The 17,785-nt window shown below is 41.5% G+C and carries 13 protein-coding genes; 7 read left to right on the top strand and 6 right to left on the bottom strand.

Features of this window, described 5'->3' with window-relative positions; translation table 11 throughout:
* Positions 1-9: 9 nt before the first annotated feature.
* From RMB03_RS06615 to RMB03_RS06600, 4 genes are read left to right on the top strand one after another with little or no spacing between them, the layout of a single operon-like run.
* The gene (locus tag RMB03_RS06615) at positions 10-678 is read left to right on the top strand and encodes a 3-oxoacid CoA-transferase subunit A (RefSeq protein ID WP_281832149.1); all 669 of its coding nucleotides are present in this window, start codon (positions 10-12) and stop codon (positions 676-678) included.
* The gene (locus RMB03_RS06610) at positions 678-1,331 is read left to right on the top strand and encodes a 3-oxoacid CoA-transferase subunit B (RefSeq protein ID WP_004642400.1); all 654 of its coding nucleotides are present in this window, start codon (positions 678-680) and stop codon (positions 1,329-1,331) included. The genes RMB03_RS06615 and RMB03_RS06610 overlap by 1 nt, the downstream gene beginning before the upstream one ends.
* Before the next feature lie 40 nt (positions 1,332-1,371).
* Positions 1,372-2,688: an outer membrane trimeric porin-like protein DcaP gene (gene dcaP / locus RMB03_RS06605; protein WP_127491384.1), complete on the top strand. Its 1,317-nt coding sequence runs from the start codon at positions 1,372-1,374 to the stop codon at positions 2,686-2,688.
* Positions 2,689-2,706: 18 nt separating this feature from the next.
* On the top strand, positions 2,707-3,924 hold the full coding sequence (locus RMB03_RS06600; protein ID WP_311074798.1) for an MFS transporter: 1,218 nt from the start codon (positions 2,707-2,709) through the stop codon (positions 3,922-3,924).
* 20 nt (positions 3,925-3,944) lie between these two features.
* Here the strand turns inward: RMB03_RS06600 and RMB03_RS06595 are convergent, their stop codons facing one another.
* Entirely contained in the window at positions 3,945-4,394 is a 450-nt protein-coding gene (locus tag RMB03_RS06595; protein WP_311075400.1) for a PaaI family thioesterase, read from the bottom strand.
* A 304-nt stretch (positions 4,395-4,698) separates the two neighbouring features.
* Here RMB03_RS06595 and RMB03_RS06590 point away from each other — a divergent pair, with 304 nt between their 5' ends.
* Positions 4,699-6,501, top strand: coding sequence for an acyl-CoA dehydrogenase C-terminal domain-containing protein (locus tag RMB03_RS06590; protein WP_311074796.1), 1,803 nt, complete (start codon positions 4,699-4,701; stop codon positions 6,499-6,501).
* A 197-nt stretch (positions 6,502-6,698) separates the two neighbouring features.
* A complete protein-coding gene (locus RMB03_RS06585; protein WP_311074794.1) occupies positions 6,699-7,502 on the top strand; it encodes a thioesterase family protein in 804 nt (267 codons plus the stop codon).
* A gap of 73 nt (positions 7,503-7,575) precedes the next feature.
* Here the strand turns inward: RMB03_RS06585 and RMB03_RS06580 are convergent, their stop codons facing one another.
* A complete protein-coding gene (locus tag RMB03_RS06580) occupies positions 7,576-11,058 on the bottom strand; it encodes an indolepyruvate ferredoxin oxidoreductase family protein (protein WP_311074792.1) in 3,483 nt (1,160 codons plus the stop codon).
* A 204-nt stretch (positions 11,059-11,262) separates the two neighbouring features.
* Between RMB03_RS06580 and RMB03_RS06575 the strand changes: the two genes are divergently transcribed.
* A complete protein-coding gene (locus RMB03_RS06575) occupies positions 11,263-12,204 on the top strand; it encodes a LysR family transcriptional regulator (RefSeq protein WP_092705465.1) in 942 nt (313 codons plus the stop codon).
* A 249-nt stretch (positions 12,205-12,453) separates the two neighbouring features.
* On the opposite strand, the gene RMB03_RS06570 is transcribed toward RMB03_RS06575, so the two are convergent.
* From RMB03_RS06570 to RMB03_RS06555, 4 genes are read right to left on the bottom strand one after another with little or no spacing between them, the layout of a single operon-like run.
* Positions 12,454-13,356: a hydroxymethylglutaryl-CoA lyase gene (locus RMB03_RS06570; protein ID WP_311074789.1), complete on the bottom strand. Its 903-nt coding sequence runs from the start codon at positions 13,354-13,356 to the stop codon at positions 12,454-12,456.
* On the bottom strand, positions 13,353-15,344 hold the full coding sequence (locus RMB03_RS06565; protein WP_311074788.1) for an acetyl/propionyl/methylcrotonyl-CoA carboxylase subunit alpha: 1,992 nt from the start codon (positions 15,342-15,344) through the stop codon (positions 13,353-13,355). Before RMB03_RS06565 ends, RMB03_RS06570 begins: the two co-directional genes overlap by 4 nt.
* An 11-nt stretch (positions 15,345-15,355) precedes the next feature.
* Complete coding sequence (locus tag RMB03_RS06560; RefSeq protein ID WP_056479275.1) at positions 15,356-16,159, bottom strand: enoyl-CoA hydratase/isomerase family protein; 804 nt, start codon at positions 16,157-16,159, stop codon at positions 15,356-15,358.
* 9 nt (positions 16,160-16,168) lie between these two features.
* Complete coding sequence (locus tag RMB03_RS06555; RefSeq protein WP_311074786.1) at positions 16,169-17,770, bottom strand: carboxyl transferase domain-containing protein; 1,602 nt, start codon at positions 17,768-17,770, stop codon at positions 16,169-16,171.
* Positions 17,771-17,785 lie beyond the last annotated feature (15 nt).

Raw genomic sequence — 17,785 nt, 5'->3', positions numbered from 1 at the left:
AGTGAAGAAATGATTAATAAATTGACCAGTGATATTGAACCGATTTTAAAAGCTATTCCTGATGGGGCAACCATCATGACAGGTGGGTTCGGTGTTACTGGACAACCAGCTGAATTAATTGAGGCCTTAATTGATTTAGGCAAGAAAGAACTTACCATTATTAATAACAATGCAGCTTCTGGTGATCGGGGTTTAACGAATCTGATTATTGCCGGTTGTGTTAAGAAAATGATTTGTTCATTCCCTAAATCGGCTGGGTCAACCGTTTTTCAAGATTTATATCGAGCTGGAAAGATTGAGCTAGAGCTGGTTCCACAAGGGAATTTGGCATGTCGTATTCAGGCTGCAGGTGCAGGATTAGGAGCTGTTTTTACTCCAACTGGCTATGGCACCAAAGTTGCCGAGGGTAAAGAAACGCGAACTATTAATGGCAAAAATTATGTACTTGAATATCCACTTGAAGCTGATTTTGCATTGATTTATGCAGATAAGGCCGACCGCTGGGGCAATTTAACTTATCGCAAAGCGGCCCGTAATTTTGGCCCCATTATGGCAAAAGCCGCAAAAAATACCATTGTTCAAGTTAATGATACGGTAGAGCTAGGAACGCTTGACCCAGAGTGCATTATCACACCGGGAATTTTTGTACAGCACGTTGTAAAAGTAGGAGATATCTAATGTCAGTTCAAAAACGTTCTCGTGAAGATATTGCTAGACTGATTGCCAATGACATTCCTGAAGGTTCTTATGTCAATTTGGGAATTGGACTTCCTACTAACGTTGCCAAATTTTTGCCAAAAGACAAAGAAATCTTTTTACATTCGGAAAATGGTGTTTTGGCTTTTGGCCCGCCGCCACAACCAGGTGAAGAAGATGAAGACTTAGTCAATGCCGGAAAAGAACTTGTCACTTTATTAGAAGGTGGATGCTTTATGCATCATGGTGACTCGTTTGACATTATGCGTGGAGGCCATTTAGACATTTGCGTGATTGGTGCATTCCAGGTTGCGGTAAATGGTGATTTGGCAAACTGGCACACAGGCAAACCAGATGATGTACCTGCCGTAGGCGGTGCGATGGATTTGGCTGTGGGAGCAAAGACTATTTATGTCTATATGGAACATGTCACTAAAAAGGGTGAATCCAAAATTGTAAAAGAACTCACATATCCACTCACAGGTGAGCAATGTGTAAATCGTATTTATACCGATTTATGCATTATTGAACTGAAAGATCAGAAAGCCTATGTCAAGGAAATGGTGGAAGGTCTAAGTTTTGATGAATTACAGGCAGTGACCGACTGTCCGCTCATAGATGCACGTGTAGCCTAATTTATACACATGGAAAAAAAGCTTCTTTAAGGATTAAAAGATGAAAAAATTAATTTTAGCTGCAGCTTGCGCTGCGGCTTCAGGGACTGTTTTTGCAAATTCTTCAGATACAACAGAACAGCGAATTAATTTGCTAGAAAGTGAGCTACAAAAGTTAAAAGCAGAACTTATAGCTCAAAAACAAAGTCAAAGTAATTTACAGGTCAAACAGGCCCAAATTGAAGAAAATGTCGAAAAGAATAAGAGCATTGAAACAGCTAAGCCGATTGCTCCGTCATGGGTGACTTGGACCGACAATGTTAAGGTTTACGGTATTGCCCGTATAGATGCGGCGGTCGATTTTAAATCTTCACCTGATTCAGGAGGGAGAACGACAAGTAGCTTAAACCGCACACCTTTTGAGAGTGATAAACGTTCTAATCATGCGCGTTCAGATGTAAGCGTAAATGCAAGCCGCTTAGGGGTCTATTTTAATAGTCCCAATAAAGCGGTTACGGGAAATATTGAAGCCGATTTCTTTGATAGCTCTAACATGGGAACGGGTGATGGTAAATTCCGTATTCGCCATGCATTTTTCACTTATAAGGATTGGACATTCGGTCAAACATGGTCACTCATGTCCAACATGGAAACACGTACAGAATCGGTGGATTACACGCAATTTGTGGGAACTTCCTATACGCGTACTCCTCAAATTCGCTATGACTGGAAAATTGATGCCAATAATGATTTAAAAGTAGCTCTAGAATATACAGGTTCCAGAGTCTCGGCTTTTCCATCATTAACGGGACGCTACACCTTTAAACAAGGTCCTTTAACTGCACTTGCTCAAGGTTTTATTAACGAGAAGTCAGCAGATGTAGCCACCTCAACAGTTAAGAAAGTAAGTTGGGGTGCAGGGGGCGGGTTAAAATACCAATTAACGCCACAGCAATCGGTGCAAGCAAATTATCAATATATTGTTGGTGATCAAAAATTTATGCCGTACACCACGCAAAGCGGCTTGGCAAATTCAACAAGTTTAAATGCAGCGGGTGATTTTTCTTTAAATGAAGAAAAAACAGATTTAGTTATGAATAAACTCAATAGTGTAAATATTGGTTATACATATAAATTCAATGAGCAATGGCGTGCAAACTTATCAGCTTCAGTGTTTGATTATGATGACGATACGGCTTATGCAAAACTCAATCCCGATGCCAATAAGCGTTTAACTGACTATGCTGCTAACGTCTTTTATTCGCCTATTGAACAAATGGATATCGGCATGGAATACCATCAAGGTAAACGAGAAGTCTTTGATGGCAGAACAGCCGATGTATCGCGTGTAAACTTTGTGTCGATGTATAAATTTTAAAATAGGGCGTAATTAAAAATGGAAAAAATAGTTCGACCCGATGCAGACAATATTTTGTCAAAAAGCTTTATTTTTATCATGGCGATGACATGCGGGATTTGTGCGGGCTCGAACTATTATAACCAGCCTTTAATTTATTCAATTGCCAAAGCTTTGCAGGCTAATGCCGAACAAGTGGCTTTAACCATTGTGATTGGACAACTGTCTTATGCGATAGGACTGTTTCTATTGGTTCCACTCGGTGATTTCTTTGAAAAGCGTAGTTATATTTGTTTGCTCATGTGTTGTACGGGGCTTGCACAAGTGGGGCTTTCTTTTAGCCAAACCTTGCCAGTCTTATATGGCTTTACCTTTTTAGCAACATTCTTTTCTATTGCAACTCAAGTTTTGGTTCCTTTCGCCGCAGGTTTGGCAGGTCCGAAAAAAAGCCCGCAAGTTGTTGGGACTCTCATGAGTGGTTTGTTCTTGGGAATTTTATTGGCGCGCTCTATTGCGGGTTTACTTTCTACGGTTTGGTCTTGGCATGCCGTTTATTTAATTAGTGGCATCGTCATTTTGGTTTTTGCTTGGATCATGTGGTCAAAATTACCAGTTGCGCGTAAATCTCATCAACTCAATATTCTACAAATTTACAGTTCATTATTTTCATTAGCGGTGCATCAACCTCATCTGCTTCGCCGTGGTTTTGCTGGTGGAATTGGTTTTGGTATTTTGGCACTTATTTTTACAACCATGACATTCCTTTTAGCTAATGCTCCTTATCATTTTAATGATTTCCAAATTGGTCTATTTGGAATTGTCGGGTTAGCTGGTGTGTTTGCCACACCGTGGGCGGGTAAGAAAATTGCAGCGGGACTTGAGAATAAAGTCGCACTGGTTAGCATGGTTTTATTAATTACTGCATGGATACCACTATTTTTTGCACAGCAATCTTTAGTGGCCTATGCAGTTGGCGTGATTATGGCTTACTTTGGGCTGTCTGCATTTCATGTACTCAACCAAAATCTGGTGTATCGAATTTCCGCGCAGGCACGTTCCCGCATTAACTCAATTTATATGACGCTCTATTTTGGTGGGGCGGCGTTGGGTTCTTTTATTGCAGTTTATGCATGGAAACACTGGGGATGGGAAGCCTGTGTAGCCTTAGGTATAAGTCTAGCCATTGTGAGTTTTATGATTGATCGCTTTGATTTCTATGAAATGGACAAAATTGCCAAGCAAGAAAAAGCTCCATAAGGAGGAGCTTAACAAGACTTTTATTTTCGAATAATCATTAATGTGGCAGTGGCAAAAGCATATACTTTTCCATTTTCATCCACGATTTTACCTTCGGTGCTAATAATATTGCGCCCTGCATTAATCAATTCGGCCTTTGCGTAGTAAGACGTATCAACTTGCATGGGACGAATCATTTTTACATTCAAATCAATAGTCCCATAGCCAACCCCATGTTCGAGTAGGGTATGCGCAGCACTTCCTGTAGCAGTATCTAAAGCTGTAGCACAAAAGCCGCCGTGTACACCGCCTTGTATATTTCGATGTTCTTGTCTAGGAGTAACTTTATAAGTAGCTTTACCTTCGGAAACTTCTACTAATTGCATGGGTATGGTGTGAGCCATAGGTGATGGAGAAACTTCACCATTTTTTAAAGCTGTTAAAAATTCAAGACCTGTGTATTTCGGGCTATCCATAAATCGTCCGTGGATGATTAAGTAATGTAATCACAATACTATAAATTGATTTTTTACGGAATAATATTTTGCAGTACAAAATTAAAATAGCAATCAGTTTTTTATTTCTACATGCATTAATTCAATAAAACTATTTAAATACAATACATTGAATATTTGATGGATGTTTTTGCTTGTTAAATTTTATGAAAATAGTGAAAACTAGTTTTGCTATAAGAAATTTTTTGATATTTTGGTTGAGTTGAAAAAATAAAAGTCTATTCAAGGAAAAACATATCTGCCTGCATGAAACAGACAGTGAAGTGAAAGGGAAAAAATTATGCCTTTATACAAAGCTCCATTACGTGATATGCAATTTGTTCTGCATGAAATGCTTCAAACAGAAGAGAACTACCAACGTTTAAGCAAATATCAAGAAAGCGTAAATCGAGAATTAATTGATCAATATTTAGAGGCAGCAGCAGATTTCTGTGAAAATGAATTGGCACCTATTAATCAAAATGGCGATCAAGAAGGGTGTCATTTAAATCAAGGCGTAGTGACTACACCGAAAGGTTTTAAAGAAGCCTACCAAAAATATGCCGAACTTGGGTTTACCTCTCTAACCGCTGACCCTGAATATGGTGGGCAGGGCTTACCAACACTATTACGCATCGCGATTTCTGAAATGTTGTGTGGTTCTAACTGGGCTTGGGCAATGTATCAAGGGTTATCTCATGGTGCGATGAGAACAATTGAACACCACGGAACAGAACAGCAAAAGCAGCAGTTTTTAGCCAAGTTAATTAGTGGGATCTGGACTGGAACCATGTGTTTAACCGAATCACATGCGGGCTCCGACCTCGGTTTAATTAGAACTAAGGCTGAACCAAATTCGGATGGTAGTTACTCAATTACTGGGGAAAAGATTTTTATATCGGCAGGTGAACACGATCTTTCTGAAAATATTATTCATATTGTTTTAGCTCGACTACCTCAAGCACCCGCAGGTACAAAAGGTATTTCTTTGTTTATCGTGCCTAAATTTAATGTAGATGATGAAGGTAAGTTGCAAGATCGCAATCAGGTCGTCTGTAGTGCCATTGAACATAAAATGGGTATTCACGGAAATGCCACCTGTGTTCTTAATTTTGATGGTGCTCAAGGTTATTTGATTGGTCCGGAAAATCGTGGGCTTAATTGTATGTTTACCTTTATGAATACGGCACGTATTGGCACGGCAGTACAAGGGCTCGCTGCCTCTGAAATTTCATTTCAGGGCGCGTTAAGCTATGCAAAAGAGCGGCTCGCAATGCGTTCATTATCTGGTCCAAAATATCCGGAAAAGAATGCCGATCCGATTATTGTGCATCCTGCGGTGCGTTCAATGTTAATGACACAAAAAGCATTTGCTGAAGGTGGACGTGCGCTGGCTTATTTTCTAGCTCAACATGTAGACATTGTTGAAAGTTCAGCCGATCAAGAGCAGCAAAAACAGTCCGATAATTTACTGGCTTTTTTAACGCCTATTGCTAAAGCCTTTTTAACTGAGTCTGGTAATGAGTCTGCAAAACATGGTGTTCAGGTATTTGGTGGGCATGGGTTTATTGTTGAGCATGGAATGGAGCAAATTGTACGCGATGCACGCATTTCAACCTTGTATGAAGGAACAACCGAAATCCAGTCTTTAGATTTGCTTGCACGTAAAGTCTTAAATTCAGAAGGCAAGCTCTTAAAGAATATGACGGATTTAATTGATCAATTCATTCTTCAACATCAAGCAAATGTTGCACTGAAACCTTATTTAGAAAAATTAGATGAACTTAAGCAACAATGGTTATCACTCACTAAAACAATTGCCGAAAAAGCGAAGCACAATCCAGAAGAAATTGGCGCGGCCTCTGTAGATTATCTTTATTTTTCTAGTTACGTTGTGTTTGCCTATCTTTGGGCTCGAATGGCTCAAGTTGCCCATGAAAAATTGGCATTAGGTACACAAGAGGAAGCTTTTTATAAAGCGAAGCTAAGCACAGCTAAGTTTTTCTATCAAAAACTTTTGCATCGTACACAAAGTCATGCTGCCGCAATTGAGTCAGGAGCTGAATCTGTCATGGAGCTTGACCAAGATGCTTTTGCATTCTAACAAATAGTAGTTTTTGAGAATCAATGGGTGAAATTTTTATGTGGAATTTTACCCATTGATTAAATTTGTAACTTTAGACTCATGAGTTTTTGGTAGGAAAAACCAATTTAGCCAAGGGAATAGACCATTAATATAAGCATTAAAACGTGAACTTTCATTAAATATTGATGTTCGGTAAGGACTAAGGAAAGAAAATCATGAATGCTTATTATCAATTACTGAATAGATCAATTGGTCCTCAAGGTGAAGTTATTGCTCATTATTGCTCAACTGTTCATGCACAAGGCACTTGGAACCCTCATGAACAGCATATGGCACCAGCAAGTGGCTTAATAGCAGCGGAGTTAGAGCAGTTTTCACCACGACAAGGCATGCGAATTGGTCGAATTAGTTTTGATATTTTCGGTCTTATTGCATTTGGTGAGTTTACAATTAAGACCCAAGTGATTCGTGCCGGAAAAACAATTGAGCTAATAGAAGCTGAAATGCAAGCACAAGGTAAAACTTGTATTGTTGCCAGAGCATGGCGAATGTGTACTCAAGACAGTTCTGATATTGCTGGGCTTGAAGATCAGCCAGTTCATCATCCAGACTCTTTTACTGAGTGGAAGGGTATGAAAAGGTGGCCGGGTGGTTTTATTCAAACACTAGTGACAAAAATTGATGATCAGCATCGCGCAGGTAAAGGCATTGTTTGGCTAAATAATGATAAAGAAATGGTTGAAGGGCTGCCGACCACAGATTTTGCACATTTGATTGGCATGGTGGATACCGCAAACGGAATTGTACCAAGACAAGAAAGTGAATTTACGTGGGGTTTTCCAAATCTTGATTTGCAAATTCACATGCATCGTTATCCGCAAGGTAAATGGTTAGGTTTGGAAACTGTTCAGCAATATGGATCGGATGGCATTGGCTTAACCAGTGCGGTTTTACATGACCTCTATGGCCCATTTGGACGAAGCGAGCAGATTTTAACTTTACGTAAGATGGCCAAATAAATATTTGGACCCATAAAAAAGTCATCCCGGAGGATGACTTTTTTATTTTGAGATTTAAAGTTTAAGCAATTTCTTAGCTACGAACTTTAATGAGTGTTGGTGTAAGCTCATCCCAACGCGCTTTTGCAGCGTCCATTGCTTTCATTTTGATATGTCCATAACCACGTACTTCTGCTGGTAATTTTGCAATTTGTTCAGCAACAGCCAAGTTATGATTTTCTGGAGCTTCAACAAGTGCTTCAACAAATGCGATGTAACGGTCACGCCATGCTTGTTCGTGTTGACGTTCTTCTTGACGCGCAAATGGGTCGAGGAAAGTCTCACGTAGCCATTGTAAGCGAGCAAGCATCATCATTGGGAAACGCATCCAGTAACCAAATGCACGTTTACGAACATTTTGAAGACCACCCAGTAACGCTGGTGGAGCAAGATGGTAAGTTAAACGTAAGCCTTTACCGAACTGTGTTTCAATCGATTCTTTGAAGCTTTTGCCTGTTAACAGACGTGCAACTTCATATTCATCTTTGTACGCCATGACTCTATAAAGCTGGGTTGCAATGGTACCAGTTAATTCTTCTGGTAACTTTTTAGCAGCCAGTTCTACCAGCGTACGGTATTTAGTTGCATAAGCGTCATTCCAATAGTCTGTCAGACGAGTAGAGCGGTCTTCAACAAGTTCAGCCAACGTTTGCGGCGTTTTAGTTTTTGGCATTGCTGCGAGTAAACGTGCAGCTAAAGTTGGGTCACTTGCAAGATGACAACCTACGCGGAAAGCTTCAATGTTCTTTTCAACAGCAGTACCATTTAAGCGAATTGCTTTTTCAATGCTTTCACGTAATAGCGGAATACGACCAGATTGCCATGCCATACCGAGTAATAACTGGTTGGTATAGATTGCATCGCCCAATAGTTGTGTTGCAATGCGAGCTGCTGGTAATGAAACCAATTGACCTTGACGAACACGACCACGAAGACGATCAACTAAATCGGTAATAGGGGCATACCAGTCACGAGATTTAATAAACTCAGAAGTCGGCGTGCTGTCTTCATTCACAATAACCAAAGCATCATCTCTTAAGCGAGAAAGTGCGGCACTACCGCCAGCGACTACGGCATCAGCACCAATCAATAATTCACATTGTCCTGCTGGAATTTTTGTAGAAGAAATTTGTTCATCACTTGCTGCAAGTTGTACGTATGAATAAACCGTACCGCCTTTTTGCGCAAGACCAGCCATGTCCATAACACGGGTTGCTTTGCCTTCTAGGTGAGCTGCCATACCAAGGAGTGCACCAATAGTCACAACACCTGTACCGCCAATACCACCGACCATAATACGACTTGGAACATCATATAACTGAGGAATGATTGGTGATGTTGGCCAGCCTGCGCCAATTCCTTCAAATTTAGCTGGACGTTTCATATCACGTGTATGAACAGTCACAAAACTTGGGCAGAACCCTTCAGCACAAGTGAAGTCTTTATTACAGCTACTTTGGTTAATTTGACGCTTAGTACCTAAAGCTGTCTCTACTGGTTCGATAGATAAACAGTTTGATTTTTTCGAACAGTCGCCACAGCCTTCGCAAATATCACTGTTAATGTATAAACGCTCAGCTGGGTCAGGATAGGCATCACGTTTACGGCGACGGCGTTTTTCACTGGCACAGGTTTGTACATAAATTAAAGCGGTCACACCTGAAACTTCACGCAATTCACGTTGAACCGCGTCAAGTTCATTACGATGGCGAATTTCTACACCCGGTGCAATGCCGTCTTCTTCGTTTAATAGTTTAACTTCATCAGTGACAATCACTTGTTTTTTAATACCTTCAGCAGCAAGCTGACGAGTTAATTGTGCAACGCTCAAATGACCATCTACATGCTGACCACCTGTCATAGCGACCGCATCATTGTAGAGGATTTTGTAGGTAATATTAGTTTTTGCAGCAATAGACTGACGAATTGCTAAGTAACCTGAGTGGAAGTAAGTTCCGTCACCAAGGTTAGCAAAAATATGTTTTTCATTGGTAAATGGCGATGCACCGACCCAGCTTACACCTTCACCGCCCATTTGAGAGAACGTTTCAGTACCGCGGTCAAGAGAAACGGCAATATAGTGACAACCGATACCACCTAGCGCACGGCTACCTTCAGGAACTACGGTTGAAGAGTTATGTGGGCAACCACTACAGAAATATGGTTTACGCTCAGCAAGATCAATAACACGTTTTGATTCTTGCTCTGCTTTTAGCAGTAAGTCGATTCTGCTTTGGATTAGTACTTTTAGGCTTTCTGGAATATCTAGTTTTAAGAAGCGAGCAGCCAGCATTTTTGCAATAGGTTCAGGCTGGTACTCATAGTGACCAATGAGTGGTGCTTCCTCAATAGAGGTACTCCATTCACCTTTCCCATCGGTGGCTTTACCAATCACATGTGGGCGTTTGCTATCAGGAAGTGAATACAGCTCATCTTTAATTTGTGCTTCAATAATTGGACGTTTTTCTTCAATAACGATCAGTTCTTGCAAACCTTCGGCAAATTCACGAACGCCTTGAGGTTCTAAAGGCCAAATTAGACCAACTTGATAAACACGTAGCCCAAGCTGTTGGGCAGTTTCATCTTCAATACCTAAAATGCGTAGGGCTTCAATCGTATCTAAATAACCTTTACCACTTGCGGCAATACCAATACGGGCATTTTCACAAGGCCATGTTACGGTATTGATTTTATTCGCGCGGGCATAAGCCAAAACAGCAGGTAAGCGATATTTATAAAGACGTTCTTCTTGCTGAATGCCATGATCTGGCCAACGGATATTAACGCCGTCGGCAGGGAAATTGACATCTTCCGGTATAACGGGATTAACTCGGTCTAGATCAACATGAACTGAAGCAGAAGTTTCTACAATTTCACTGACCAGCTTCATTGAAGACCATAGGCCAGAAAAACGTGAAACGGCAATGGCGTGAACGCCAAAGTCTAAAATTTGTTGAACGGATGTTGGGTAGAAAATTGGAATACCACAACCAATCATGACATGTTCAGACTGGTGAGGGATTGTAGAAGATTTACAAGAGTGGTCATCACCAAATAAAGCAACCACGCCACCACGTTCAGAGGTACCAGCTAAGTTAGCATGGCGGAGTACATCGCCTGAACGGTCAACACCGGGGCCTTTACCATACCACCATGAAGACACTCCATCATATTTGCCTTGGCCTGAAAGATTAACTTGTTGCGTACCCCAAATTGCGGTAGCAGCCAAGTCTTCATTTACACCAGGTTGAAATACAACATTATGGGATTTAAGTAATCCTTGAACTTGCCAAAGGAAACTATCATAGTTACCAACAGGAGAACCGCGATAACCAGAAATAAAACCAGCAGTATGATAACCATTAATCGCGTCACGGCGAGTCTGAGCAAGAGGCAATCGAACAAGTGCCTGAATGCCAGTCATATATGCTGTACCGTTATCACTTATATATTTATCTTCAAGTGACACATCCTTTGTTGCAATAATATTTGGAGTGACTTTTGTAGCTATGTTCATTTATATCTCCTTAGAATTTTTAGTAGCTCGGACTACTTTCTTTTTTCAACATCCAGTTGAATATTTGGAGCAAGTGACATACGAAATAAAAAAAGATCGGTTCCTCTTCTTAAAAAGAATTAGTGCCAATGTATGTACATTTAGTCATTGTGGTTGATCTAAACTGGTGCAACAATCCGTAATTTAGGAAAACATATTTACGTTATGCGCAAAAATCTCGATGGTGGACTATTGCATGCGATGCATGCATTCCTGAAAGTGATTGATAGCGGGAGTTTCACAGCAGCAGCTGAGCAGATGGATCTGACCACAGCACAGGTTTCACGTCTTATCAGCGAGCTAGAAACACGCTTAGGTACAAAATTAATACAACGCTCAACGCGCCAGCAGGCTCTGACCGATATTGGTGCGACTTATGCAGAGCGCTGTCGCCAAGTCATTTCAATAGTGGATGAAGCAGAATCAGAAGTAACAGGAACGGCATCTAAACCGAAAGGGCGTTTACGTGTATTAAGCATGGGAAGCTTCGGGCATCACTATGTTTTTCCAGTCATGGCCGAGTTTTGCAAAAATTATCCCGAGTTAACGGTGGAATATACGACATCGCAGTACGTTCCAGACCTGTTGGCGAAAGGGGTAGACGTGAGTCTCTATCTCACTGAGTCTTTAACAGATTCCCGCTTTGTTGCCCGCAGAATTGGCACTATTTTTTCTGTTTTATGTGCTTCACCTGCTTATCTAGAAAAACATGGTGTTCCTAAGTCACCAGAAGACTTAAAAAATCATGCTTGTTTACGATTAGTTAATCCATCGATTACAGCAGATTGGCATTTGTTAAATGCAAATGGTGAGTCTTACCAAATTGATATTGGTGGGCAACTCATTGCAGATAACCCAGAATTATTATTAGATGTGGTGCAACAAGATATGGGCGTGGCGTTATTGCCGATGTTTTCGGCTTTAGACGCGGTTCAGAATGGAAGATTATGCCATATCTTGCCTGAGTGGCGTTCGCCCGATATTGGGGTCTATACCTTATTGCCTTCACGCCATTTTATTGATGCCAAAACGCGTGCATGGTTAGATTGGGTAGAAGAATATATTTCACCAAGAATTGAAATGGATGCATCTTATTTTTATAAATAATGAGATAAATTTTTTAAGGACTAAACTAGAAAAGGATGAACAATAATACGGATTAGAATAAAAATAGGGTAGAGAATGCTTCTGTTGAGAGGAGCATTTAATACAGAGATGAATGATAGATTTTAAATAAATTGCATGAGGGATAGTCCCAATTCCTGATCAGAATGAGATAAAGATTAGATAGGATGATCTGGTACTTAGCCTAATAGAGTAAGCCTTATACCAGATGCTGAGTTATTTTATTTATTACTACGCACACTTGGTTTGCCAATAGGCATTTGCATAATTCGACAAGCTTTTTCGGTTTAATACATTGCTAATATTCTGGCTGGCTTGCATCAGTTTTTCTAAGTCAATGCCAGTTTCAAATCCCATGTGTGACAGCAAATAAAACAGATCTTCGGTCGATACATTGCCTGAGGCACCTTTGGCATAAGGGCAACCACCGAGTCCTGCAAGAGACGAATCAAAGACGCGAATACCTTGCTGTAGGGACTGATAAATATTGGCAATTGCCATGCCATAGGTATTGTGGAAATGTCCAGCCAAAACCTTGCTGTCTACTTCAGCGAGGCAGGCTTGCCAAACCTTTTGAACTCGATCTGGTGTTGCGGTACCAATAGTTTCACCTAAAGACACTTCATAGCAGCCCATGTCATAGAGCCGCTTAACGACTTTCACCACTTGCTCAGGTGCAATCGCGCCTTCATAAGGACAATCGACAATACAAGAGACATAGCCGCGCACACGTATGTTATGTGCTTTCGCTGCGGTCATGACATCACTAAATTTTTCAAAGCTTTCATCGATAGAGCAGTTAATATTTTTATGTGTAAAGCTTTCAGAAGCTGCGGTAAAAACCGCAACCTCTTTGCATCCCACTGCTTGGGCTGTTTCAAAACCTTTGATATTGGGGGTGAGCAGGCTAAATTGCACATCTGTGGTCTGGGGTAACAGCTTAAATAGCTCGTCACTTTGAGCCATTTGCGGCACCCATTTTGCCGAAACGCATGACCCCACTTCAATCGATTTTAGACCTGCATTTATCAGGTCATTAATAAAGTTTAAGCGTTGTTCAACCGTTAAAGCCTGCTTTTCATTTTGGAGGCCATCTCTGGGACCGACCTCCACAATTTTGACAAACTCACTCATGCAACTTCCTCCTGTGCAGGTTGAAATTCCACAAGCTCATCGCCAGCTTTGACTTGATCGCCAACTTGGAAATAGGAGTCTACAATCACGCCGTCTTTAGGGGCACGGATGGTGTATTCCATTTTCATTGCTTCAAGTGTCATTAAAATATCGTCTTTCTTCACGCTATGATTTGCACTCACCAGCACTTGCGTGACTACACCCGGCATTGGAGCTTTCAGGTGGCCTTCATCAGCTTGACTATCTGCCTGATTAAAGTCTTGGCGAATATAAGCAAATTTATAGCTTTGTCCATTTTGGAACAAGGTAATGCCTTGCTGACTTTGGTTAAAAGATAGCTTTTGCTGAGCCCCACCAATTTGAACAGAGGCAGTATGTGCATCAATCAATTGACCTGAAATCGGGTAGCTTTGACCGTTATATTCTGCGGTGAAGCCATCTTCATGTGAGGCAAATTTAATTTGAATATTTTGGTTTAAATAATTCAGTTTAATACTGTGCTGATAGGCAATATTTAAACGCCATAGAGGTTGAGCTTGCCAAAGCTGTTTTTGGCTTGAGCTGTTGTTGTTAAGTTTACTTAGAAACTCAATAAATGCCGCTGCCACCACAAGTTCAGGTTTAATCTCTTCAGGACTAAACAAGAAGTTTTGTTCACGTTGAATCAGGTTGGTATCAAGCTTGGCTTGTTTAAAAGACTCACTGCGTACAATCTTTTCAAGAAAGGCAATGTTGTTGCCTAAGCCATCGACATGGAATTGACTTAAAGCGTGTTGCATTTGAATGAGTGCAGCTTCACGGTTTTTACCCCATACGATGAGTTTGGCAATCATTGGGTCGTAATACGTCGTGATTTCATCGCCTTCAACAATACCGCTGTCTACACGTACATATTGGTTTTGAGTTGGGTAGTGCAAATAGTCAATTTTACCAATCGCAGGTAAAAAGCCTTTTTCAGGTTCTTCGGCGTAAATACGTGCTTCGAGCGCATGCCCGTGAATTTGCAATTCGTTTTGTAGTTTAGGTAAAGGTTCACCATAAGCTACACGAAGTTGCCATTCAACCAAGTCTTCACCGGTAATCATTTCAGTCACTGGGTGTTCGACTTGTAAGCGGGTATTCATTTCCATGAAATACGCCGTGCCGTCTTGTTCCACAATAAACTCGACCGTACCAGCACCGACATAGTCTACTGCACGTGCAGCATCAATAGCAGCCTGACGCATCGCATCAAGCTTCTCGCTTGGCATTTGTGGAGCTGGAGCTTCTTCTAATACTTTTTGGTGGCGACGTTGTACGGAACAGTCGCGTTCAAATAAATGAACATAATTACCATGTGTGTCGCCAAACACTTGTACTTCGATGTGACGTGGTTGAATCACATAGCGTTCAATCAAGACATCATCATTACCAAAGCTCGATTTAGCTTCGCGCTTACAAGAAGCTAATGCATGCAGAAAATCTTCACTGCGCTCAACCAAGCTCATGCCTTTACCGCCACCGCCAGCACTAGCTTTGATTAAAACTGGATAGCCAATTTTGTCTGCCTGTTGTTTTAAAAAGTCGGCATCTTGGTTGGTTCCGTGATAACCCGGTGTTAAAGGGACGCCTGCTTTTTCCATTAAAGCTTTAGACGTGGCTTTTAAACCCATAGCTAAAATGGCATCGACTGGCGGGCCAATAAAGCAAATATTGTGTTGTTGGCAAGCAAGTGCAAACTGGTCATTTTCGGATAAAAAACCATAGCCCGGATGGATCGCTTGGCTACCTGTGTCAATGGCAGCTTGAATAATCCGGTCAGCTTGTAAATAACTTTGAGTCGCAGGCGACTGGCCAATATAGATGGCTTCATCTGCAAGTTTGACATGTTGTGCATTTGCGTCTGCATCAGAGTAAACAGCAACCGTTGCAATACCTAATTTTTTAGCTGTACGAATCACACGGCAGGCAATTTCACCACGGTTCGCAATTAAAATCTTTTCAAACATGATGATCGTCCTTAATTGTTGTTATTCGAGTTAGAAACCCAAGCAGGCTGTTGTTTATTTAAAAAGGCACTCAGACCTTCTTTTGCCTCGCTACCTTGACGAACTTGAGCAATATGATGCGCCGTCTGTTGTAGCAAATCATTGCTCATGATCTGGTTACTCACCATTTGAATGAGTTGTTTTGATGCAGCCTGAGCGTGGGGGCCACCAAGTAATAGAGCATCAATAATTTCTTGAACTTTTCTGTCTAAGTCTTCTGCATCTGCGACTTCATGTGCCAAGCCAATTTGTTTGGCGTCACGTGCCGAAATACGCTCAGCAGTTAAAAAGTAACGAGAGGCTTGTCTGGCGCCAATCGCACGAATCACATAGGGACTAATGGTAGATGGCGCAAGACCTAAACGCACTTCAGAGGTTGCAAACTTGGCGTCAGTACTGGCAATACAAATATCACAAGCCGATGCCAAGCCCATACCACCACCAAAGGCAATGCCATGAACGCGGGCAATAGTCGGTTGTCTCAGCGTTGCAAGTGCATCTAACATTTGCGCGAGTTTTAGAGCATCTGCTTCATTTTCTGCTGAAGATGCCTGACCTGCCTGTTTCATCCAATTCAGGTCAGCGCCTGCCGAAAAGCTTTTGCCACGACCAGCTAAAACCACAACACGAATATCATCACGTGTATTAATTTGCTTAAAGCAAGCATGCAATTCTTCAATCACTGTTGTATTGAAGGCATTGTGTAGTTCAGGGCGATTCAGCCAAACATAGGCAACTTGACCTTGTTGTTCGAGTTGTAAAAATTGATAGCTCATATACACCTCTTACATGCGGAACACGCCAAATTTGGTTGGCTGGATAGGGGCATTCATTGCAGCAGCAAGGCTTAAACCCAGTACTTGACGGGTTTGAGCTGGGTCAATTACACCGTCATCCCAAAGGCGGGCAGAAGCATAATATGGATGGCCTTGGCGTTCGTATTGTTCACGAATGGGTTGTTTAAACTCATCTTCTTGTTGAGCTGACCACTCGGCACCTTTTTGCTCAATTTGATCGCGTTTTAAGGTTGAAAGTACGCTGGCTGCTTGTTCGCCGCCCATCACTGAAATACGAGAGTTCGGCCATGTCCATAAAAAGCGTGGTGAATAAGCGCGTCCGCACATGCCGTAGTTACCTGCACCAAACGAACCACCAATAATCAGGGTGAGTTTTGGTACATTTGCGGTTGCAACTGCCATGACCAGTTTAGCGCCATTTTTTGCAATCCCTTCGTTCTCATACTGGCGACCGACCATAAAGCCCGTAATGTTTTGCAAAAATAACAAAGGAATATTGCGCTGAGTACACAGTTCAATAAAGTGTGCACCTTTTTGTGCAGACTCTGAAAATAAAATCCCGTTATTGGCAATAATTCCGACTGGCATACCATACAACGAAGCAAAACCAGTAATGAGGGTTGAGCCAAAACGTGCTTTAAATTCATCAAAACGAGAACCATCTACAATGCGTGCAATCACTTCACGAATATCAAAAGGCTTACGTGCATCACTTGGCACCACACCATAGAGTTCCGATGCATCAAACAGTGGTTCATCAACTTGTTTATTTAAATCATTTGGCTTTTTATTTAAGTTGGCAACAATGTTCCGTGCAATCGCAATTGCATGTTCATCATTTTCAGCTAAATGGTCAGCCACACCAGAAAGACGTGTGTGCACATCACCACCACCTAAGTCTTCACTGCTCACTACTTCGCCAGTTGCAGCTTTTACAAGAGGAGGACCGCCTAAGAAAATGGTGCCTTGGTTACGGACAATAATGGTTTCATCAGACATAGCTGGTACATAAGCACCACCTGCGGTACAGCTTCCCATCACCACAGCAATTTGGGCAATACCCAGACTCGACATGCGTGCTTGATTATAGAAAATACGCCCAAAGTGATCGCGGTCTGGGAAAACTTCATCTTGCATTGGTAAATAGGCACCGCCTGAGTCCACCAAATAAATACAAGGCAAGTGATTTTGTTCGGCAATTTCTTGTGCACGTAAATGCTTTTTAACCGTAAGGGGATAATACGTTCCACCTTTAACCGTTGCATCGTTGGCAACGATCATGCAAGTCACACCATTGACCTGACCAATACCTGCAATTACACCCGCAGCTGGAACATCATCTTCATAAACGTTGTACGCTGCCAATTGACCAATTTCTAAAAATGCCGTTCCGACATCAATCAGTTGATCAATACGTTCGCGAGGTAAAAGTTTCCCTCTAGCCAAATGTTTTTGACGGGCATTTTCACCACCACCTAAAGCGATACGTTGGGCAACTTGTTTTAGATCTGTGACCAATGTTTGCATGGCTTGCTGGTTTGTTTTGAAGTCTTCACTTCGAATATTAATCTTGCTTTGTAATTGGTTCATAAGATGCGTCCTTAT

This window comes from Acinetobacter sp. V91_7 (assembly GCF_031799075.1).
GTDB classification, from domain to species: domain Bacteria; phylum Pseudomonadota; class Gammaproteobacteria; order Pseudomonadales; family Moraxellaceae; genus Acinetobacter; species Acinetobacter calcoaceticus.
The sequence above is the reverse complement of the archived record's forward strand: the minus strand, read 5'-3'. Positions and strand labels throughout refer to the sequence as shown.